Source organism: Ancylobacter defluvii (genome assembly GCF_018390605.1).
Taxonomy (GTDB): domain Bacteria; phylum Pseudomonadota; class Alphaproteobacteria; order Rhizobiales; family Xanthobacteraceae; genus Ancylobacter; species Ancylobacter defluvii.
Map to the genome: position 1 here is coordinate 118,027 of NZ_JAHBGD010000017.1, position 20,089 is coordinate 138,115.

The 20,089-nt window shown below is 69.6% G+C and carries 19 protein-coding genes; 10 read left to right on the plus strand and 9 right to left on the minus strand.

Translation table 11 applies throughout. The features are described 5' to 3' along the window. Positions 1 to 35 precede the first annotated feature (35 nt). From KHC24_RS12220 to KHC24_RS12230, 3 genes are all read right to left on the minus strand, one after another. Positions 36 to 242 (minus strand): glycine zipper domain-containing protein, encoded by a 207-nt coding sequence (locus tag KHC24_RS12220; RefSeq protein WP_213363550.1) that lies wholly within the window; start codon positions 240 to 242, stop codon positions 36 to 38. A gap of 187 nt (positions 243 to 429) precedes the next feature. Then, positions 430 to 3,468 (minus strand): efflux RND transporter permease subunit, encoded by a 3,039-nt coding sequence (locus KHC24_RS12225; protein ID WP_213363895.1) that lies wholly within the window; start codon positions 3,466 to 3,468, stop codon positions 430 to 432. Next, positions 3,468 to 4,595: an efflux RND transporter periplasmic adaptor subunit gene (locus tag KHC24_RS12230; RefSeq protein WP_213363551.1), complete on the minus strand. Its 1,128-nt coding sequence runs from the start codon at positions 4,593 to 4,595 to the stop codon at positions 3,468 to 3,470. Before KHC24_RS12230 ends, KHC24_RS12225 begins: the two co-directional genes overlap by 1 nt. A 353-nt stretch (positions 4,596 to 4,948) precedes the next feature. Between KHC24_RS12230 and KHC24_RS12235 the strand changes: the two genes are divergently transcribed. The 8 genes from KHC24_RS12235 (at position 4,949) to KHC24_RS12270 (ending at position 12,174) form a co-directional block, all read left to right on the plus strand. Next, positions 4,949 to 5,470, plus strand: coding sequence for a Na+/H+ antiporter subunit E (locus KHC24_RS12235; RefSeq protein ID WP_213363552.1), 522 nt, complete (start codon positions 4,949 to 4,951; stop codon positions 5,468 to 5,470). 400 nt (positions 5,471 to 5,870) lie between these two features. Next, positions 5,871 to 6,188, plus strand: a complete 318-nt coding sequence (locus KHC24_RS12240; protein ID WP_213363553.1) for a monovalent cation/H+ antiporter complex subunit F — start codon at positions 5,871 to 5,873, stop codon at positions 6,186 to 6,188. Next, entirely contained in the window at positions 6,188 to 6,478 is a 291-nt protein-coding gene (locus tag KHC24_RS12245; RefSeq protein ID WP_213363554.1) for a cation:proton antiporter, read from the plus strand. The genes KHC24_RS12240 and KHC24_RS12245 overlap by 1 nt, the downstream gene beginning before the upstream one ends. Further along, positions 6,471 to 7,406: a hydrogenase subunit MbhD domain-containing protein gene (locus KHC24_RS12250; protein ID WP_213363555.1), complete on the plus strand. Its 936-nt coding sequence runs from the start codon at positions 6,471 to 6,473 to the stop codon at positions 7,404 to 7,406. Before KHC24_RS12245 ends, KHC24_RS12250 begins: the two co-directional genes overlap by 8 nt. Further along, complete coding sequence (locus KHC24_RS12255) at positions 7,403 to 7,690, plus strand: NADH-quinone oxidoreductase subunit K (protein ID WP_213363556.1); 288 nt, start codon at positions 7,403 to 7,405, stop codon at positions 7,688 to 7,690. Before KHC24_RS12250 ends, KHC24_RS12255 begins: the two co-directional genes overlap by 4 nt. Continuing rightward, entirely contained in the window at positions 7,687 to 9,159 is a 1,473-nt protein-coding gene (locus KHC24_RS12260; protein WP_213363557.1) for a complex I subunit 5 family protein, read from the plus strand. The genes KHC24_RS12255 and KHC24_RS12260 overlap by 4 nt, the downstream gene beginning before the upstream one ends. Continuing rightward, positions 9,156 to 10,802 (plus strand): complex I subunit 5 family protein, encoded by a 1,647-nt coding sequence (locus tag KHC24_RS12265; protein WP_213363558.1) that lies wholly within the window; start codon positions 9,156 to 9,158, stop codon positions 10,800 to 10,802. Before KHC24_RS12260 ends, KHC24_RS12265 begins: the two co-directional genes overlap by 4 nt. 139 nt (positions 10,803 to 10,941) lie before the next feature. Beyond that, a complete protein-coding gene (locus tag KHC24_RS12270; RefSeq protein WP_213363559.1) occupies positions 10,942 to 12,174 on the plus strand; it encodes an alpha/beta hydrolase in 1,233 nt (410 codons plus the stop codon). 80 nt (positions 12,175 to 12,254) lie between these two features. Here the strand turns inward: KHC24_RS12270 and KHC24_RS12275 are convergent, their stop codons facing one another. From KHC24_RS12275 to KHC24_RS12290, 4 genes are read right to left on the minus strand one after another with little or no spacing between them, the layout of a single operon-like run. Beyond that, positions 12,255 to 12,581, minus strand: coding sequence for a YXWGXW repeat-containing protein (locus KHC24_RS12275; RefSeq protein ID WP_213363560.1), 327 nt, complete (start codon positions 12,579 to 12,581; stop codon positions 12,255 to 12,257). A gap of 43 nt (positions 12,582 to 12,624) precedes the next feature. Continuing rightward, on the minus strand, positions 12,625 to 13,830 hold the full coding sequence (gene gltS, locus KHC24_RS12280; protein WP_213363561.1) for a sodium/glutamate symporter: 1,206 nt from the start codon (positions 13,828 to 13,830) through the stop codon (positions 12,625 to 12,627). A gap of 37 nt (positions 13,831 to 13,867) precedes the next feature. Further along, positions 13,868 to 15,322 carry a GntP family permease gene (locus tag KHC24_RS12285; RefSeq protein WP_213363896.1) on the minus strand — a complete coding sequence of 485 codons (1,455 nt, stop codon included), beginning with the start codon at positions 15,320 to 15,322 and terminating at the stop codon, positions 13,868 to 13,870. Positions 15,323 to 15,337: 15 nt separating this feature from the next. Beyond that, a complete protein-coding gene (locus tag KHC24_RS12290; protein WP_213363562.1) occupies positions 15,338 to 16,396 on the minus strand; it encodes a patatin-like phospholipase family protein in 1,059 nt (352 codons plus the stop codon). A gap of 239 nt (positions 16,397 to 16,635) precedes the next feature. Here KHC24_RS12290 and KHC24_RS12295 point away from each other — a divergent pair, with 239 nt between their 5' ends. Together KHC24_RS12295 and KHC24_RS12300 are read left to right on the plus strand one after the other, a co-directional pair. Beyond that, positions 16,636 to 17,760 (plus strand): mechanosensitive ion channel family protein, encoded by a 1,125-nt coding sequence (locus KHC24_RS12295; RefSeq protein ID WP_213363563.1) that lies wholly within the window; start codon positions 16,636 to 16,638, stop codon positions 17,758 to 17,760. A gap of 87 nt (positions 17,761 to 17,847) precedes the next feature. Then, a complete protein-coding gene (locus KHC24_RS12300; RefSeq protein ID WP_213363897.1) occupies positions 17,848 to 18,807 on the plus strand; it encodes a threonine dehydratase in 960 nt (319 codons plus the stop codon). A 5-nt stretch (positions 18,808 to 18,812) separates the two neighbouring features. Here KHC24_RS12300 and KHC24_RS12305 read toward each other — a convergent pair whose 3' ends face one another. Further along, positions 18,813 to 19,700, minus strand: coding sequence for a DMT family transporter (locus KHC24_RS12305; RefSeq protein WP_213363564.1), 888 nt, complete (start codon positions 19,698 to 19,700; stop codon positions 18,813 to 18,815). A 109-nt stretch (positions 19,701 to 19,809) separates the two neighbouring features. Next, entirely contained in the window at positions 19,810 to 20,037 is a 228-nt protein-coding gene (locus KHC24_RS12310) for a helix-turn-helix domain-containing protein (RefSeq protein ID WP_213363565.1), read from the minus strand. Positions 20,038 to 20,089 lie beyond the last annotated feature (52 nt).

Genomic DNA, 20,089 nt, shown 5'->3' on the forward strand with positions numbered 1-20,089 from the left:
TCGCGATGCGCGGCCGTTGAATTATCCGGGGTCGATCAGTTCGCGGTCGCCGCGCCGATCACCGCGCCGGTGCCGGCGCCAACCGCCGCGCCCACCGCAGCACCGGTGCCGCCGCCGGCAATGCCGCCGATGATGGCGCCGGCGCCGCCGCCGATCAGGGCGCCGGTACCGGCGCGCTTCTCGGTGGTGGTGCAGGCGGCGAGCGAAAGCGCGACAAGAGAAATGGCAACAACGCGAACCATATGAGGCTCCCCCAGGGTGAATCAGCAACACCTTCATACCGCCGGCGGATTTCGCCAACAATAGGGGCAGCACCCATTCGCCGACCGGAGCCCCAGAGCGGGCCTCCCGCCGGCATTGTTCGCCGGCCTTCCCGCGCCCCGCCCGGCGGCCGCCACCGCCACCGTCACGCGAAGGCCCTGCCGCCGGCTAGGCCGAGGCGGGCGTCTCCCGCATCGTCGCCACATAGAGCGCCGGCAGGAAGATCAGCGTCAGCACGGTGGCGACCAGGAGCCCGCCCATGATGGCGAACGCCATCGGCCCCCAGAACACCGTCGGCGCGATCGGGATCATGCCGAGCACGGTGGAGACCGCGGTGAGCATGATCGGCCGGAAGCGGGCGGATGAGGCATCGAGCACCGCCTCGCGCACCTTCTTCCCCGCCGCCCGCTCGGCCTCGATCTGGCCGATCAGGATCACCGCGTTCTTGATGATCATGCCGAGCAAGGCGAGCACGCCGAGAATGGCGACGAAGCCGAGCGGCCGGTTCGACAGCAGCAGCGCCGCCACCACGCCGATCAGCCCCAGCGGCGCCACCGAGACCACGATGAAGGTCAGCGAGAAGCGCCGGAGCTGGAACATCAGCACGGTGAGCATGATGAACAGCATCAGCGGCACCACCGCCACCACCGAGGCCTGCGACTCGGCGCTCTCCTCCACCGTGCCGCCGGTCTCGATGCGATAGCCGCGCGGCAGGTCGGCGTTCAGCGCCGCGATCTTGGGGGCGAGCGCGCTCACCACCTCGTCGGGCAGCGTGCCCGGCGTCACGTCGGCCTGCACGGTGAGGCTCGGCACCCGGTCGCGGCGCCACACCAGCGGGTAGGACTGGGCATAGTCGAAGGTGGCGAACTGCGACAGCGGCACGGTGCGCCCGCCGGGGATCGGCATTTGCAGCGTGCGCAGGCTGTCGAGCGACAAGCGCTGCTCGTCGGTGGCGCGCAGCACCACATTGACGAGATAGATGTCGTCGCGCACCTGCGTCACCGGCGCGCCGGAGATCACCGTGTTCAGCACGCTGGCGATGGTCTCGGAGGAGAGCCCGAGCCGGCGCGCCTCGTCCTGGTCGACCTTGATCCGCACCTCGCGCGCCGGCTCGATCCAGTCAAAATTGACCTGTGTCGCCTGCGGGTTGGAGGCGACCACCTGCGCCAGCTTGAGGGCGATGTCGCGCACCTGCGCCAGATCGGGGCCGAGCACCCGGTACTGCACCGGCCAGCCGACCGGCGGGCCGAGCTCCAGCGGCGACACCCGCGCCACCACGCCGGGGAACTCTTCCGCCAGCAGCTTCTCCAGCCGCGCCTGCAGGCGGATGCGTGCCGGCGTGTCCTTGGCCACCACCACCGCCTGGCCGAAGAAGTCGTTCGGCAGCTGCGCGTTGAGCGGCAGGTAGAAGCGGATGGCGCCCTGGCCGACATAGCCGCTCCAGCGCTCGACGTCGGGATCGGTCTTCAGCGCCGCGTCGAGCCGCTCCATGGCGGTCTCGGTGGCATGGATGGAGGCGTTCTGCTGCAAGGTCAGGTCGACCAGCAGCTCCGGCCGGTCGGAAGAGGGGAAGAACTGGCTTGGGATCAGCGGCAGCAGCAGCACCGCGCCGATGAACAGCGCCACCGTCACCGCGATGGTCACCCAGCGCGCGGCGAGCGCCGCCGACAGGAAGCCGCGATAGATCCGCATCACCCGCCCCGGCTCGCCGGTGCAGGGGGTCTTCGGCGGCTTCAGCAGCGCCATGCCGATCAGCGGCGCGAACAGCACCGCCACCAGCCAGGACACCAGCAGCGCGATGCTCACCACCGCGAACAGCGAGAAGGTGTATTCGCCGGCCGAGGAGGCGGCGAAGCCGATCGGCACGAAGCCGGCAATGGTCACCAGCGTGCCGGCCAGCATGGCGAAGGCGTAGGTCTTGAAGGCATAGGTCGCCGCCACTTCCGGCTTCTCGCCGAGCGCCAGCCGGTTGATGGTGGCGTCGGTGGTGGTCATCGCGTCGTCGACCATGAGGGCGAGCGCGATGATCAGCGCGCCGAGCGAGATGCGCTGCATGTCGATGCCGGCGAGGTCCATGACGCAGAACACCGCCGCCAGCGTCAGCGGGATCGACAGCGCCACCACCAGGCCCGGCCGCACGCCGAGCGAGATGAAGCTGACCACCAGGATGATGGCGATCGCCTGCCACAGCGATTCCATGAACTCGCCGATGGCATGCTCCACCGTCACCGCCTGGTCGGCGACCAGGGCAACGTTGATTCCCACCGGCAGGTCGCCAGTGACTTCGGTGATCACCGTCTTGATGTTGGCGCCGAGCTGCAGGATGTCGCCGCCGTCGCGCATGGCGATGGCGAGGCCGATCGCCGGCTCGCCATTGACGCGGAACATCGGCTGCGGCGGATCGGCATAGCCGCGCCGCACCGTGGCGATGTCGGCGAGCCGCAGCATCCGCCCATCGACGGCGAAGTTGATGTTGGCGATGTCGCGTTCGCTGTCGAAGGCGCCCGACACCTGCAAGGCCAGCGTCTCGTCGCCGGTCTGGATGGTGCCGGAGGGCTGCACCACGTTCTGGCTGCGCAGCGCCGCCACCAGCGCCTGCCGGTTGATGCCGAGGCTGGCGAGTTCCTCCATCGAGAACTCGACGAAGATGCGCTCGTCCTGGGCGCCGAGGATCTCGATCTTGGAGACGTCGGGCACCTGCAGCAGCCGCGAGCGCACCTGCTCGACATAGTCGCGCAGTTCGCGATGGGTGAAGCCGTCGGCGGTGAAGCCGTAGATCAGCCCGAACGTGTCGCCGAATTCGTCATTGAAGCCCGGCCCCACCACGCCCTGCGGCAGGGTGTGGCGCATGTCGGCGACGCTCTTGCGCACGTGGTACCACACGTCCGGCACCTGCGCCGCCGTGGTGGCGCCGTCGAGGTCGACGAAGATCGTCGTCACGCCCGGCCGGGTATAGGAACGCAGGCGGTCGAGATGCGGCGTCTCCTGCAGGGTGCGCTCCAGCCGCTCGGTCACCTGCTGCAGCATGTCCTGCGTCGAGGCGCCGGGCCACGCCGCCTGCACCACCATGGTCTTGATGACGAAGGAAGGGTCCTCGGCCCGCCCGAGCCGGAAATACGAACCGATGCCGGCGACCACCACCACCAGCATGAAGAAGATGACCAGCGAACGCTCGCGGATCGCCCATTCCGACAGGTTGAACCGCATCACGAACCCGACGCCCCCGAGGTGACCGCCGGCGCGGCGCCCAGCAGCCGCACCTTCTGGCCCGGATGCAGCGCCTGCACGCCGGCGGTGACCACCACGTCGCCCACCGCGAGGCCGGAGGCGATCGCCACCGTCGCCGGGTTGAACCGCGCCACCTCGACATTGCGCAGCGCCACCGTGGCGGTGGAGGGATCGACCACCCACACCGCCGGCTGGCCGTTGGCGGCGGTCAGCGCCGAGGCCGGCACCTCCATCCCGGCGCCGCTCTCGATGTCGACGCGGCCGGTCACGGTGGAGCCGAGCCGCATCGCCTCGGGCGGGTTGTCGAGCCCCACCCGCACCCGGAAGGTGCGGGTGATCGGGTCGGCCTGCGGCGCCACCTCGCGCACCCGACCGACCGCGGTCACCGCCGGATTGTCGGTGAGCGAGACGGTGATCAGCGGATCGGCCGGCACCTGCCGCATCAGCTGCGCCGAGGCGTCGAACACCGCGTCGCGCCCGCCCTGCCGCGCCAGCTGCACGATCAGCTGCCCGGCCTGCACCACCTCGCCGGGCTCGGCGCCGCGCGCCGTCACCACGCCGGGGGCGTCGGCCTTCAATTCGGTGTAGCCGACATTGTCCTCGGCGATCTTCAGCTGCGCCTGCGCGTCGTCGACCTGCGCCTGCGCCGCCAGCCGGCCCTGCCGCGCCTCGTCATAGAGCGCCCGGGTGGTGAAGCCGTTCTGCAGCAGCCGCTCCTGCCGGTCGAAATGGTTGGAGGCCTGCACCAGCCGCCCCTCCGCCGCCGTCACGCCGGCCTGCGCCGAGCGCAGGGTGTTGAGCGCGTTCTGCGGGTCGAGCCGGGCCACCACCTGGCCGGCCTTCACCTGGTCGCCGACATTGACCAGCCGCTCGATCATCCGCCCGCCGGTCCGGAAGGCCAGCGCCGCCTCGTCCTCGGCCTGGATGGTGCCGGTGATCGACACCGACTCGCGCGCCGGCGCCTCCACCACCGTGATCACCCGTACCGGCCGCACCTGCGGCGGCGCGGTCGCCTCCTCCTGCGAGCAGGCCGCTGTCAGCAGCGCCGCCCCGAGCGCGAGGCTCAAGCCGGGCCAGGACCTTCTAACGGCAGTGCGCTTCAACATGACGATCATTCTCGCTTGCGTTCTCGCTTGGACGAGGCTCGGCTGGTTTCGGCGCCGGTCCTTTCGGATACCGCCGCCGGTGCGATGGTGCACGCTTTTGCCATTACGGCATATCCTCGGATAAACCCCACGGTAAAGACACACCACACTTTGTCGTGGTCGCCACCCGGGTCCGGTATCGTTCGCAGTTGCAACATCGATGGCATCATGATGGTGTGACGATCATGCGCGGCTGAGGGAAGCATTATGCGCAACCGCCTGCGGGCCTGCGTCGCGGTGCCGGTCTCCAGACCGGCCGCTCCTCTTATACGCCGCGACGCGGCCGGTCCGCACCGCCCGTGGAGCGGTGGGTGGTGACGAATCGCAGGCCTGCCATGCGGCCCGGCAGCCGGATTGCCGCCCTTCCCTTCGTGGCGCGGGGCGCCGGCTTCCTGCTGTTCTGGCTGGTGCTGACCGATGGCAGCCTCGCCATGGTGCTGCCCGGCATCCTCGCCGCCGCCGTCGCCGCGCCGGTCAGCCTGGCCCTGCTGCCGCCGCGCCCGCTGCGGCCGGCCCCGGCGGCGCTGATTCGCTTCCTCGGCCGGCTCGCCGTCTCCATGGTGGCCGGCGGCGTCGATGTGGCGCGCCGCGCCTTCACGCCCGCGCTTCCGCTTTCCCCCGGCATCCTGCGCTACCATCCGCGCACCCCGCCCGGCCCGGCCCGCGACGCGCTGCGCGCGCTGATGGGATTGCCGCCCGGTGCTCTCGCCTTCGAGGCCGAGGACGAGGACGGCTGGCTGGTGCACTGCCTCGACATCCACGCCCCCGTCGTCGCCGCCCTCGCCGAGGACGAGGCGCGTTTCCGCCGCGCTCTCGGCTCGGAGGACGCCGCATGAGCCGGCCTGCCGTCTCTCCGGTCATCGGCTCACGCATCGAGGGTGGGACATCCGTCCGCCCGGCTTCCCGCCTGCGCCGCAGCCCCCCTCCTCGCCAACCCCCTCCCCGCCGCCGCCAGCTTCCCAGCCCCGGCGCGGCGCGGCACCCATGGCCCGCCATCCGCCGGGCGTCCTCGTCCGCCACGCGCGTGTCGGCGGTGTTCGGGGCTCCGGGGGAAGCGGCCCACCCATCGCGCCCCGCGCGCGGGGCAGGGTTCCGCCGCCTCTCCGGCTCGAACCCGCGCGGCGGCTGGCTCCGCGTCGGGGCCGACCTCGCGGCCCACACGCTCCCGCCCTCTCATCGCGCACCCTCGCGCGTGGACGACGAAGCGCCGGCCTTTCGCGCCATGGAGAACGCGGCATGACCGGCTTTCTCACCGCCATGGCCGCCTTCGTCGCCGCCACCGCCGGGCTCGGCCTTCTCCGGCTGCTGCGCGGCCCGAGCCCGGTCGACCGCATGATGGCGGTGCAGCTCGCCGGCACCGCCGGCGCCGGCGTCTGCCTGCTGTTGTCGGTGACGCAGGCCAGCCCGGCGCTGGTCGATGTCGCCCTCACCCTCGCCGTGCTGGCGGCGCTCGGCACCGCCGTGATGAGCCGTTCCGGCCGGCCCGCCCGCATCGATGCGGCGGACGCGCCGCCGGCCCGGCCGGTCCTGCCCCGCGAACCGATGGGGAAGTGATGATCGCCGATCTCCTCACCCTCGTCCTGGTGCCGGCCGGCGCGGCGTTCTTCCTCGCCGGCACCGTCGGCCTGCTGCGCTTTCCCGATCCGCTGTCGCGCCTGCACGCGCTTACCAAGGCGGATTCGCTCGGCCTCGGCCTGATCGCGCTCGGCCTGGTGCCGCAGGCGGGCAGCATCTGGATGGCGCTGAAGCTGCTGCTGGTCTGGCTGCTGGTGATCATCGGCAGCACCGCCGCCGGTCAGATGCTGGCGCGCTTCCACCTCGGGCGGGAGGCAGCCGATGAATGAGCTGCTGGCGCTCGCCCTCGCCTTCCCGCTGGTTCTCGGCGCGCTGTTCATCGTGCTGGCCGCCTCGACCCGCGCCGCCCTGTTCGGCTTCTTCGCCTTCGGCCTCTTCCTCGCCCTCGCCTGGGTAGAGCTGGAGGCCATCGACGTCGCCCTCACCGAGGCCGCCATCGGTGGCGGCGCCACCGGGCTGTTGCTGCTGCGGCTCAACGCCCGCATGCGCCGCACGGTGTCGCTGGGCCAGCCGGCGGGACCGCAACTGCGGATCGTCGCCGGCCTGCTGGCCGTGCTGGTCACCCTTGTCCTCGGCGCCCTGCTGCTCGCCCTGCCCGACCCGGCGCCGAGCCTGGCGGCGGCGACGGTGGAGCCGCTGCCGACCCTCGGCATCAGCAACCCGATCACGGCGGTGCTCATCGCCTATCGCGCCCTCGACACCCTGCTGGAGATCGCGGTGCTGCTGATCGCCGTGGTCGGCATCCGGGTGATGGGGGCGGAGCGCGGCTGGGCCGGCCGGCCGGTGCCCTGGCCGGCGGCCGAGCCGTCCCCCGCCTTGGTGTTCCTCGCCCGCCTGCTCGTCCCCGCCGGCCTGGTCTTTGCCGTCTACCTGTTCTGGGTCGGCGCCGATGCCCCGGGCGGCAAGTTCCAGGCGAGCACCCTCGTCGCCGCCCTGTGGCTGCTCGCCATCATGGCCGGGCTGGCACCGGCGCCGCGCACCGGCGGCGGGTGGACCGGCATCGCCCTCGCCGTCGGCCCGCTCGCCTTCATCGCCGCCGGGGCGATCGGCCTCGCCGCCACCGGCAGCTTCCTCGCCTGGCCCGAGCCGGTGGCCAAGCCGATGATCGTCGTGGTCGAGCTGGCACTCGCCGCCTCGGTCGTCGTGGCGCTGGTCATGCTGGTCGCCGGCCCGCCCGAGCCGGAGGCCGGGCGATGAGCGCCACCATCCTCGGCCTCACCGGCGCGCTGCTGGTCGGGATCGGCCTTTTCGGCCTGATCGTCCACCCCACCGCACTGCGCAAGCTGCTCGCCTTCAACCTCGTCGGCGCCGGCGTCTTCCTCATTTTCGGCGTGGTGGCGCGCCGGGCGGCCGCGGCAGGCCTCCCCGGCGACCCTGTTCCGCAAGCCATTGTGATTACTGGGATTGTCGTCGCTTTCGCGGCCACCGCGCTGGCCGCGACATTGCTGGCGCGGCTGTCGGAGCCGGGAGAGCAGCCATGACGGTCAGCCTGCTGCCGGTCTGGGCGGTGCTCGCGCCGGTCATCGGCCTGTGCGCCCTGCTGCTCCTGGAGGGCCGGCTGCGGCCGGAATGGGTCGCCGCGCCCTTTATCGCGATTGGATTATATCTTTCGATATCAATTGCTTACGAGGTCATTAGCCATGAAGCCTCGCTGGTCTACGCGCTCGGCGGCTGGCTGCCGCCGCTCGGCCTGACCCTGCGCGCCGATGGCGTCGGCGCGGTTCTGCTGGCGCTGACGGCGCTGGTCATGGTCGGCGTCTCCATCTGCGCCTGGGCGCCGGCTGATGGTGCGGGCGGGCGCGGCCGCTCCGGCTTCTGGGCCTTGCTGCTGGCGCTGTGGTCGGCGCTCAACCTCGCCTTCATCGCCCAGGACCTTTTCAATTTTTTCGTGGCGCTGGAGATGCTTAGCTTCAGCGCCGTGGCGCTGGTCGCCCTCGACGGCAGCCGCGACGCGCTCACCGCGGCGCTGCGCTACCTGCTGTTCGCCCTCGCCGGCTCGGTGCTTTATCTGCTCGGCGTCGGCATGATCTATGGCCGCTACGCGGTGCTCGATCTCGCCGGTCTGCGCGAGATCGCCCAGGCCGACCCGGTAACCCTCGCCGCCCTGGCGCTGATGACCGTGGGCCTGATGGCCAAGGCGGCCCTGTTCCCGCTGCATCTCTGGCTGCCGCCCGCCCATGCCAGCGCTCCGGCCCCGGCGAGCGCGGTGCTCTCGGCACTGGTGGTGAAGGCGCCGTTCCTGATCATCCTGCGGCTGTGGGTCGACCTGCTGCCATTGTCCGCCGCCACCGCGCCGCCGCAGATCCTGGCCGGGCTCGGCAGTGTGGCGATCTTGCTGTTCAGCATTTTAGCGCTGCGCCAGCAACGACTTAAGCTGATGATCGCCTATTCGACCCTGGCGCAGATCGGCTACCTGTTCCTCATGTTTCCGCTGATGCCCGGACCGGCTCCCTGGCTGGATATCGGCTGGACCGGCGGGATCCTGCAACTGGTCTCGCACGGCATCGCCAAGGCGGCGATGTTCCTCGCCGCAGGCCTGATCTACGAAGCCCTCGGCCATGACCGGGTGAGCGAGCTCGCTGGCCTCGCCCGCCGCCAGCCTATGACGCTGGTCGCCTTCGCCATCGCCGGCCTGTCGCTGATGGGCCTGCCGCCGAGCGGCGGCTTCATCGCCAAGCTGCTGCTGCTGACCGCTGCCGTCGAGGCCGGCGCTTGGTGGATCGCCATCGTCGTCCTCGCCGGCGGCATCCTTGCCGCCTTCTATGTGTTCCGCGCCCTTGGCAGCGCGCTGGCCGAAGGCACGCCGGCGGTCGCCCCGGTCGCGCTCTACAGGCAGGGAGCGGTGCTGGCGCTGGCGCTCTGCGCGCTGGCGCTCGGTTTCGTGCCACTGCGCCCCTTTGCGCTGCTGGCGATCGGACGACCGCTCGAGGCGATGGAGGCGCTGCCATGACCCGCCTTCTCATAGCGGCCAGCTTCGCCCTGCCCCTCGCCCTCGCCGCCGCGGCACTATGGCCGGCGATGCGCGGCCGCCTGCTCGCGCTCCTGCCGGTCGCGCCGCTGCCGGCTCTGGCAGCCGCCATCCTCGCTCCCGGCGGCTCGCTGGTGCTGACGCCCGATCCCTTGCGCCTCACCCTCGCGCTCGACACCCCCGGCGCGATGCTGCTCGGCGCCAGCGCGCTGCTGTGGTGTGCCGCCGGCGCCTATGCGGCCAGCTATCTGGCGACATCGCCACGGCGCACGGCCTTCGCGGTGTGGTGGCTGCTCACCATGGCGGGCAGCCTCGGGCTGTGCCTCGTCGCCGATATGACGAGCTTCTACCTGTTCTTTACCGTCGCCAGCCTCGCTGCCTACGGCCTCGTCGCCCATGAGGCGACGCCGACGGCGCAGCGCGCCAGCTTGGTCTACATGGCGCTGGCGCTGCTGGGCGAGGCGTTCCTGCTGCTCGCCTTCGTCATGATGGCCATCGGCGTTCCCGGCGGCGGCAACCCGTCCATCGCCCAAGCGGTGGCCGGCGTTGCCACCTCGCCGTTCCGCGATACCATTCTTGCCTTACTGGTACTCGGCTTCGGGCTGAAGATGGGGCTGGTGCCGCTGCATGTCTGGATGCCGCTCGCCCACCCGGTCGCGCCGATGCCGGCCTCCGCCGTGCTCTCGGGCATCGTCGTCAAGGCCGGCGTCATCGGGCTCATCCGCTTCCTGCCCTTTGGCGCTCCGCTGGGAGGCTGGGGCGAGGCGCTGATCATCCTCGGCCTGTTCACCGCCTTCTATGCCGTCGCGATCGGCCTGACCCAGCCGCACCCGAAAGTGGTGCTCGCCTATTCGACGGTAAGCCAGATGGGCGTGGTCGCCGCGATCGCCGGCGCCGGCCTCGTCTCCGACAGCAACGCGACACCGGTTCTCGTCGCCTTCTACGCCCTGCACCACATGCTGGTGAAGGGCGCGCTGTTTCTCGGCGTCGGGGTGATCGCCGCCGCCGGCGGACCGTCCGCCCGCCCGGTATTCGTCGTCATGGCGGCGCTGGCGCTGGCGCTGGCGGGCTTGCCGTTCACCTCCGGCGCGCTGGCCAAATATGCGGTGAAGGACCTGTTCGGCAACGGCATCGCCGCGCTTGCGGCTACGCTCTCGGCGACGGGCAGCACCTTGCTGATGCTGCATTTCCTGCGCCGCCTTTCCCGACTTTCGGCGTCCGATATCGAGGTGAGACCGCCCGCAGGCCTGCTGCTGCCTTTCCTTGCCACGGCCGCCGCCTCCTTCCTCGTCGCCTGCCTGCTGTTGCCGTCGACTGGCACTCCCTACGCTGCCGTCTTCGCGCCGGAAGCGCTGTGGAAGGCGAGCTGGCCAATGTTGCTCGGCGCCGCACTCGCGCTCGCCCTGCGGCGCTCGGCGCTCCGGATGCCCTCTATTCCAGAGGGCGATCTGATCGTCCTTGCCGCGCGGCTGGTGCCGGCCATCCGCCGGCTTGCCGATGCCGCGGACCGTATGGACGAAACGCTGCGCAGCTGGCCGGTCGCCGGCGCGCTGCTCCTGCTGCTGCTCCTCGGCCTTGGTGCCGCGATGCAACTATCGGCAGGATTCCATCCCGTAGGAGGTTAATTAATACCTCCAACGCTTGAGCGACCCTGCCCGTTTCGATATCGATGACGCTCGCGAGGTGGCGTACAAGCCGATTGTCCGTCGGCGAACGGGGTGGCGTGAGAGTATGCGGGTCGGAGAGCCCAGGACCACGCGACATATGGCAGGAATGGCGGTCCGGCTTCTCTTCGCCGCCTGCGCCGGTATCCTATTGGCAGGCTGCGCCAACCGTCCGGTCGGCGTGCTGGCGCCGGTCGTCGAGACCGCACCGGACGCCACCAAGGTCGACATGCTGGTCGCCACCACCCGCGCGCCCTCGGACGATCCGGGCATCATGTTCACCGGCGAGCGCGGCCGGCAGGTGGCGCTGACCTCTTTCGTGGTATCGATCCCGCCGGACCAGAACCGCCAGGTCGGCGAGGTGCAGTGGCCGCGCCGGCTGCCGCCGAACCCGCAGACCGATTTCGCCACCCTCGAGGCCCGGCCGCTCGACGGACTGAAATCGTCGCGCCGCTGGCTGCACGAACACCTCTCGCCCAGCCGCCGGGTGCTGATTTTCGTGCATGGCTTCAACAACCGCTTCGAAGACGCGGTCTACCGCTTCGCGCAGATCTCCCACGATTCCAAGGCCGATGCGACGCCGGTCTTGTTCACCTGGCCCTCGCGCGCCCGGGTGTTCGACTATCTGTTCGACCGCGAAAGCACCATCTATTCGCGCGACGCCTTCGAAGAGACGGTGTGGGAAATCGCCACCGACCCGGAGGTGAAGGACGTCACCATCATGGCGCACTCCATGGGAGCCTGGCTCGCCATGGAAGGCTTGCGGCAGATGTCGATCCGCCGCGGCCGGCTGCCGCCGAAGATCACCGACGTCATCCTCGCCTCGCCGGATGTCGATGTGGATGTGTTCGCCTCGCAGTGGCGGGCGCTCAACCACCCGACGGCGCGCTTCACCGTCTTCACCTCGCGCGACGACCGCGCCCTGCAGGTGTCGCGGCGCATCGCCGGCAGTGTCGACCGCCTGGGCCAGATCGATCCCAGCCAATATTACGCCGAGCTTGAGAAAGCCGGCATCACGGTGGTGGATCTCACCGCGCTGCGCACCGGCGATATGCTCAATCACGGTCGCTTTGCCGAATCGCCGGAAGTGGTGCGGCTCATCGGCACCCGCCTGGTGGCCGGCCAGACGGTGACCGATTCCGACATGAGCCTCGGCGATCGCATCGGCACCGTGGCCATGGGCGTCGGCCAGACGGTGGGCAGCGCCGCCAGCGTTGCCATCAGCGCGCCGATTGCGATCTTCGACCCGGCGACGCGCCGCACCTATGAAGCGCAGGTGAACCAGTTCGGCCAGGTGGTCAAGAACACCGCCGGCAATCCGGCCAAGCAATAGGCCGGAAGCAACAGGCCACGCGAACCGGCCGGGCAGCCATGCCGCCCGGCTGGAGCGTTTCCCTCACCAGAGAGAGGGGATCACCAGCTGCGCACCCAGCGGCCCGGCTCGTAGACCCAGGCGCCGCGGCGCAGCACCCAGCGGGGGCCGACATAGGTGAAGCCGCGCCGGTTCGGCTCCCAATAGCCCGGCTGCCACACCCAGCCCGGCCCGCGACGCCAGTTCCAGTGGCCGGGCACCCATGTATAGCCGCGGCGCGGAGGCGGCCGCCGCTCGCGGCGCGGCGGGGGCGGCGGCGCCATCGGCCGGCCCTGCGCCTCGGCCTCGCTCGAGGTCGCAAGCGTGGCGAGCGGCGCCAATGCGGCGGCCGAGAACAATCCGGCGAGAAGCGAACGGCGGTTGATCATCTGTCTGTCCTTACGTGAGGGCTGCCTGCTCCGCCAAAAGCGGTCAGCGGACGAGGAAGCCGATCACCGCAGCATTGGCGATATCAATGAAAAAGGCGGAAACGAGCGGCAGAATGATGAAAGCCCGGGTCGCCGCCCCATGCGCCTTGGTAACCGCCGTCATGTTGGCGATGGCGGTCGGGGTGGCGCCAAGGCTGATGCCGGTGAAGCCGGCGGACAGCACCGCCGCCTCGTAATTCTTCCCCATGGCCGGGAACACCACGAAGATGATGTAAGCCACCGCCGCCAGCGTCTGGATGGCGAGCACGATCACCAGCGCAAGGCCGAGCCCACCGAGCGTCCAAAGCTGCATGCTCATCAGCGACATCGCCAGGAACACGTTGAGCGACAGGTCGGAAACCAGCGCCAGCGCCCGGGTGCGTGTCGGCCAGACCACCCGCGGCAGCAGGCGCGGCACGGTATTGGTGAGCACGATGCCGACCAATAGGCAGATGACGAACAGCGGCAGCTTCAGCGCCACCTCCTCCATCAGCTCCTCGATGCCGAAGCCGATCAGGATCGCGAGATTCATGACCAGGATGGTGCGCAGCAGGCTGACATGGTTCACGTCGTCACGTGTGGTGTCATCGAGCTTCTGCGGCAGGCCCATCACCGCCTCGTCCGAGCGCGGACCATGCAGATTGTGGCGACCGATCAAGTACTTGGCGATCGGGCCGCCGACGAGGCTCGCCACCACGAGGCCGAGCGTCGCCACCGCGATACCGACTTCCATCGCATTGGCGAGGCCAAAGCGCTGCGCGATCAGCGGCGCCCAGGCGATGGTGGTGCCGTGCCCGCCGATCAGCGAGGCCGAACCGAGGAACACCGCGACGCCCTCGGGCAGGCCGAGGATGGCGACGCTGCCGGCGGCGATCAGGTTCTGGATCACGAGGTAGATCAGCGTCAGCGCCAGCAGGATCAGCAGCGGCCGCCCGCCGGAGATCAGGTCGCTGAGCCGGGCGTTGAGGCCGATGCCGGTGAAGAAATACAGCAGCAGCATGTCGCGCGCTTCGAGCGCAAAGGTGATCTCGGTACCGAAGACGCGATAGGCGATCAGCGTCACCAGCGCCGCCAACAGCCCTCCGGTTACCGCCTCCGGTATGTTCCAGCGCCGTAGCGGCGCCACCGCACGGTTGATGCCCGCGCCGGCGAAGAACACCAGGATGGAGATGGTGAAGGAAAGCAGGCCAGAGATCTGGATCGTCGACATCGGTCCTCGCGTGCTGCCGCTATTGGCACCGGCCGGGTCAGAACGACCCGACCGCCGAGCCCACGACGATGACGGCAACAAGGGCGACAATGGCGCCGACGATGCCGACCATCACGATGTCGAAATAGCTCTCGCGGTGCGTTGTGCCGCAGACCGCCAGCAATGTCACCACCGCACCATTATGCGGCAGGCTGTCCAGCGTGCCGGAGCCGATCACCGCCACGCGATGCATCAGCGCCGGATCCAGCCCAGTCTGGCTGGCGATCTGCATGAAGGTCGGCCCCAGCGCGTCGAGCGCGATGGTGAGGCCGCCGGAGGCCGAGCCGGTGAGCGCGGCGAGGATGTTGGTCGCCACCGCCAGCGATACCAGCGGGCCGCCCTCGATGCCGAGCACCCATTCGCGCACCAGCTCGAAGGCCGGCAGCGCCGCGACCACGGCGCCGAAGCCGACCAGGCTCGCCACCGAGAACACCGGCAGCACCGAGGCATTGGCGCCGGCATCGATGGTCGCCCGCAGGCCCGGCAGCCGCCGCCAGTTGATGGCAAGCGCGGTCAGGATGGCGGCGGTGAGCGCCACCGCCACCGACCACACGCCGCCAACCGCCGCCAGCGAGGTCTCGCCCCAGCGCGGCTCGGCGAGATAGGCGGTGTCGAGATTGGGCAGCACCGCCATCGACATGACGAGGTTCACCGCCACCACCACGATCAGCGGCAGCGCCGCCAGGACAATCGGCGGATTGGTATAGGCATGGACGCCGTTGTGGATCTCGGCGGGATCGAACTCGCGCGCGGTAGTGGCGCGTTCGCGCACCAGCGGATCCTCGGCGGCGGCATCCACTGGCGCCGGCTCGTCGGCACCGAATCCCTCGCCGGCGCGGCGCGCCTTGGCCTCGGCGTAGCGCAGCCACCACAGGCCGAAACCCAGCATGATCGCGGAGGCGAGGATGCCGAGCCCCGGCGCCGCGAACGGCGTGGTGCCGAAGAACGGCATCGGGATGGCGTTCTGGATCGAGGGGGTGCCGGGCAGCGCCGACATGGTGAAGGTGGAGGTACCTAGCGCGATGGCGGCCGGCATCAGCCGCCGCGGCACGCCGGCGGCGCGAAACAGCGCGAGGCCCATCGGCGCCAGCACGAAGAAGGCGACGAACAGGCTCACGCCGCCATAGGTGACGAAGGCGCCGGCCAGCACCACCGCCAGCACCGCCCGCTCGGCACCGAGTTTCTCGGTCATGAAATTGGCGATGGCGGTAACCGAACCGCTGTCGTCCATGATCTTGCCGAACAGCGCCCCGAGCAGAAACAGCGGGAAGAACTGCGCCACGAAGCGCGCGGCGCTGCCCATGAAGGTCTGCGTCCAGTGCGCCAGCAGCGGCTCGCCGGCGAAGGCGGCGGCGACCAGCGCCGCGATCGGCGCCAGCAGCAGCACCGACCAGCCACGGAAGGCGAAGGCGATCAGCAGGCCGAGGCCGACGAGGATGCCGAGGAGACCCAGGGTTGCACCCATCGCTCACACCCCCTCGATAAGCTGGTCGATGTCGAGGGTGGAACGCTTGCCGATATCGTCGCCATGATTGTCGAGGAAGGTCTGTGCCGCCTTGCGCCCCTCGTCGCGCAGCATGCTGAGGAACTCCCATTCGGCATTGAGCTTGGAGGAATAGCCCAGCGAGGCCATCACCGGATTGGGCACCATGTGGATGCGCATTTTGGCCCATTGCGCGCCTTCGGAATTGCCGGGGTCGGCGACCTTGCGCATCAGCGCCATCATGCGCAGCTCCTTCAGCAGCACGGCGTTGAACGACACTTCGTTCAGCCGGTTGAGAATGTCGCGCGCATTGTCCGGCGTGCCCTCGCGCTCGACCGGGTTGATCGGCACCAGGATGGTGTCGTCGGAATCCAGCTCACGCACCAGCGGCGTCATGGTTGGGTTGCCGGAATAGCCGCCGTCCCAATAGGGCTCGCCGTCGATCTCCACCGCCTGGAACATGGTCGGCAGGCAGGCCGAGGCGAGCAGCACCTCCGGCGTGATCTCGCCGTTGCGGAACACCCGGCCGCGACCGGTGCGCACGCTGGTGGCGGTGATGAACAGCCTGATCGGTGAGGCTTTCAGCAGCTCGAAATCGACGAGCTGCTCGAGAATGCCGCGCAGCGGATTGCTGCCGCCCGGATTGAGGTCATAGGGCGACACCAGCCGCGACATCAGGTCCATGGCGACGAACATCGGCGAGTTGTCCAGCGTCCAGCGCCCCAGCAGCCGATCCATCGGTCCGCGCTGGAACGGGCTGAAGCGCGCCGCCTTCGAGACCTCGCCCCAGAAATGCGCCAGCGCCTCGCGGGCGCCCTCGGCGCCGCCCTTCGCATAGCCATAGCCGAGCACCGCGGCGTTCATGGCGCCGGCGGAGGTGCCGGAAATGCCGTCAATGGTCAGCCGGCGCTCTTCGAGCAGCCGGTCGAGCACGCCCCAGGTAAAGGCACCATGCGAGCCGCCACCCTGCAGGGCCAGATCGACGAGAATGGGCGCCTGCCCTGCCCCGCCGGCGGCGGGGTCCGTCGCTTCTGTGTCGCTCATGTCTCGCCCTCTCCGACGCGCCGAACGGCACGTCCCGTGCGGGCAAAAGCCCGCTCTTCGCCCAATCGGCGGGCGCGGCACCGTGTCGGCCGCCGTCGGTCGGGGAGGAGCATATGCTACCGTCGACGACCACAAAATGATCCGCCGCAAATTTTCTGCCGCATCGCAGCAAAATATCGCGTCGCGGCGGAACCCGATCCGTTGACAGCACGTTAGCCCAGCTAACTCGGAGGGGATGCATGCTCACAGTACGGCGTCTGGCGGACGAAATCGAAGGCCTGCTCTACTGGGCTCCCGACTGGCTGGTCAGCCTGCTGTTCTTCGCCATCGCCGTCGTGGTCGGCATCGTCCTGCACCGGATCGCCTTTCGGGTGATCACCCGCCTCGTGCGAGACATGGACCTGTTCTGGCGCTCGCTGGTCTCGCGCACCGAAGGGCCGACCCGCCTCGCCGCCATCGTCATCATGCTCGGCATCGCCGCACCGGTGGCCCCGCTGTCGTTGCAGGGGACTTTCTGGGTCCGCCACATCCTGCTGGTCTGCTCGATCGCGCTCATTGCCTGGCTCGCCCACACCGCGCTGCACATCTGGGTGACGGTCTATCTGCGGCGCTTCAAGCTCGATGCCGAAGACAACCTGCTCGCCCGCAAGCATGTCACCCAGACCCGCATCCTGCGCCGGGTGGCGGCGGCGATCATTTTCACCGTCGCGCTCTCCGCCGCGCTGATGACCTTCGAGAGCGTGCAGCAATATGGCGTATCGCTGCTCGCCTCCGCCGGCGCCGCCGGCCTGGTGGTCGGCCTCGCATTCCAACCGGTGCTGAAGAACCTCATCGCCGGCATCCAGCTTGCCGTCACCCAGCCGATCCGCATCGACGATGCGCTGCTGGTCGAGGGCGAATGGGGCAACGTCGAAGAAATCACCTCCACCTATGTGGTGATCCGCATCTGGGACTGGCGGCGCCTCATTCTGCCGCTCAGCTACTTCATCGAGCAGCCGTTCCAGAACTGGACGCGCGAGGGCTCGGCGCTGATCGGCACGGTGATGATCTATCTCGATTACAGCGTGCCGGTCGATGCCGTGCGCGCCAAGGTCGAGGAGATCGTGAAAACCTCGCCGCTCTGGGACCGCAAGGTGGTGAACGTCCAGGTCACCGACTTCAGGGAAAGCGTGATGGAGGTGCGCATCCTGGTCAGTGCCAGCAATTCCGGCCGCACCTTCGACATACGCTGCGAGGTGCGCGAGAAATTGATCGCCTTCCTGCAGCAGGCCTATCCGGCCGCGCTGCCGCGGCTGCGCGCCGAGATCGCCGGACCGCCGCCGCTCGCCGCCGAGCGGACTCTGGATCGCGCGCTGGCCTCGTGAGAGCCGCCGGCACGCGCGGCGGCGAAAACAGATTTCCTTGCCGCCGTCTCCCGTCTATTTCCCCGATACGGATCGCGGGAGACCATGATGTTCACGCTCGACGAACTTGAGACGGCCAGCCTACGGATCCATGAGGTGTTTGCCGGGACGCCGGCCTATGCCTGGCCGCTGCTCGCGGAGCGCACCGGCGCGGAGGTTTGGGTCAAGCACGAGAACCTCACTCCCACCGGCGCCTTCAAGGTGCGTGGCGGCCTCATCCATGTCGAGCAGCTGGCGCGGGACAAGCGGGCCCCGAACGGTCTCATCTCGGCGACGCGCGGTAATCACGGCCAGTCGCTGGCCTTCGCCGGCCGGCGCTTCGGCGTGCCGGTCACCATCGTCGTGCCGGAGGGCAACAGCGTCGAGAAGAACGCCGCGATACGTGCGCTCGGGGCAAAGCTGATCGAGCACGGCGCCGATTTCGACGCAGCCAAGATCGAGGCGATGCGGCTGGCGCAGCTGCACGGCCTCCATTTCGCGCCGTCCTTCCACCGGGATCTGGTGCTCGGGGTCGCCAGCTGGGCGCTGGAGCTGTTCCGCCTCGCACCGAAGCTCGATGCGCTCTATGTGCCGATCGGCCTCGGTTCCAGCATTTGCGGCGCCATCCGCGTGCGCGACCTGCTCGGCCTGTCCACCGAGATCATCGGCGTGCAGAGCGCCGGCGCGCCGGCCTATGCGCGCTCGCTTGCCGCCGGCCGGCCGGTCGAGACCGAACGTGCCGACACCTTCGCCGACGGCCTTGCCGTGCGCATTCCCGATCCGGCGGCCTTCGCCATCATCCGCGACGGCGTCTCCCGCATCGTCACCGTGAGCGACGACGAGATCGCCGCCGCCATCCGCGCCTATTGGACTGACACGCATCAGCTGGCGGAAGGCGCCGGCGCCGCCCCGCTCGCCGCGCTGATGCAGGAGCGCGACGCCAAGGCCGGCCGGTGCGTCGGCCTGCCGCTCAGCGGCGGCAATATCGACCTTGCGCTGTTTCGCGATCGCGTGCTCGGCGGCGCCTGAACCCGTCAGGAGGCCGCCAGGCTCCGCCCGCCGCGGCCGAACAGGCCGAGCACCAGCGCGCAGCCGCACACCACCGTCACCGCACCGATCATCTGCACCGCCGAGAGCGGTTCGCCCAACAGGCCGGCACCGATCGCCACCGCGACCAGCGTCACCGCGAATTCGACGCTGACCGCCCGCGTGGCGCCGAGCCGACCGACCAGCCAGAAATACAAAAGATAGGTCAGCCCGCTCATCAGCGCGCCGGCGATGAACAGCAGGAGGTAGTCCAGCGGCAATGGCGAGCCGGGGACAGGCACGAATGCCAGCATCGGCAGCAGCATGGCGCCGCCGGTGAGAAACGAACCGATCGTCACCTCCCACGCACCGACATGGCTGAGGCGGTGCCCGACATAGTTCGATCCCAGAGCGGCGAAGAAGGCGGAGGCAAGCGAGCAGAGACAACCGATGACGAATGACGCCGTCAGCGGCACCGCCGGAAACCCGACCAGCAGCATCACGCCCACGAAGCCGAGCAGCAGCCCGGCCTTGCGCGGCGCGCTCAACCGCTCGACGCCGGCAAGCTGGGCGATCAGCATGGAGAACAGCGGAATGGTCGCCACCAGGATCGCCGACATCGCGGTGCCGATCATCGGCATGGCGTAGTTGAGGCCGGCGAGTTGCAGGGCGACGGTCGTCGCCCCGACGATCGCGAGGCGCGGCCAGCCGACCGAGAAATCCAGGCGCCGCCGGGTTATGGCGGCAATGATGAGCAGCGTGCCCGCCGCCACGAAGGCGCGCAAGGTGACCGCGCCGACCCAGCCGAACGCCTGCACCACCCGCAGGACCACCACGAAAGACAGGCCCCAGATCACCGCGAGGGCGACATAGGCGGTCAAATCCTTCGGCTTCATGCAAAAGGCTCGCTGGTCGCAGGCTCGGGGACGCAGGCTGGCGTGGGCCGAGGATCGGCCGATGGCAAGGCGCTAGGGCCTTGCCCGGACGCTGTCAAGCGGCAGCGGCTCAGCGCATCCGTACCCCGTGCCCCTGCTCGCCGGGCGGCAGCAGCACCACCCCGGCCTCCTGCAAGGTGCGGATCAGCAGCGTCTCGGTGCCACGATGCAGCACGTGCCGATGGCACTCGAAATCGCGTACCGTTGAACGCGACACGCCGGCACGGGCGGCAAGGCGCTCCTGCGTCCAGTCGAGCAGGCCGCGTGCGGCGCGGCATTGTTCAGGCGACAGATCCATCGTTTCCGCCTTGCCTATGACCGCGCAAATCAACCATAATGGGCGAAATCGC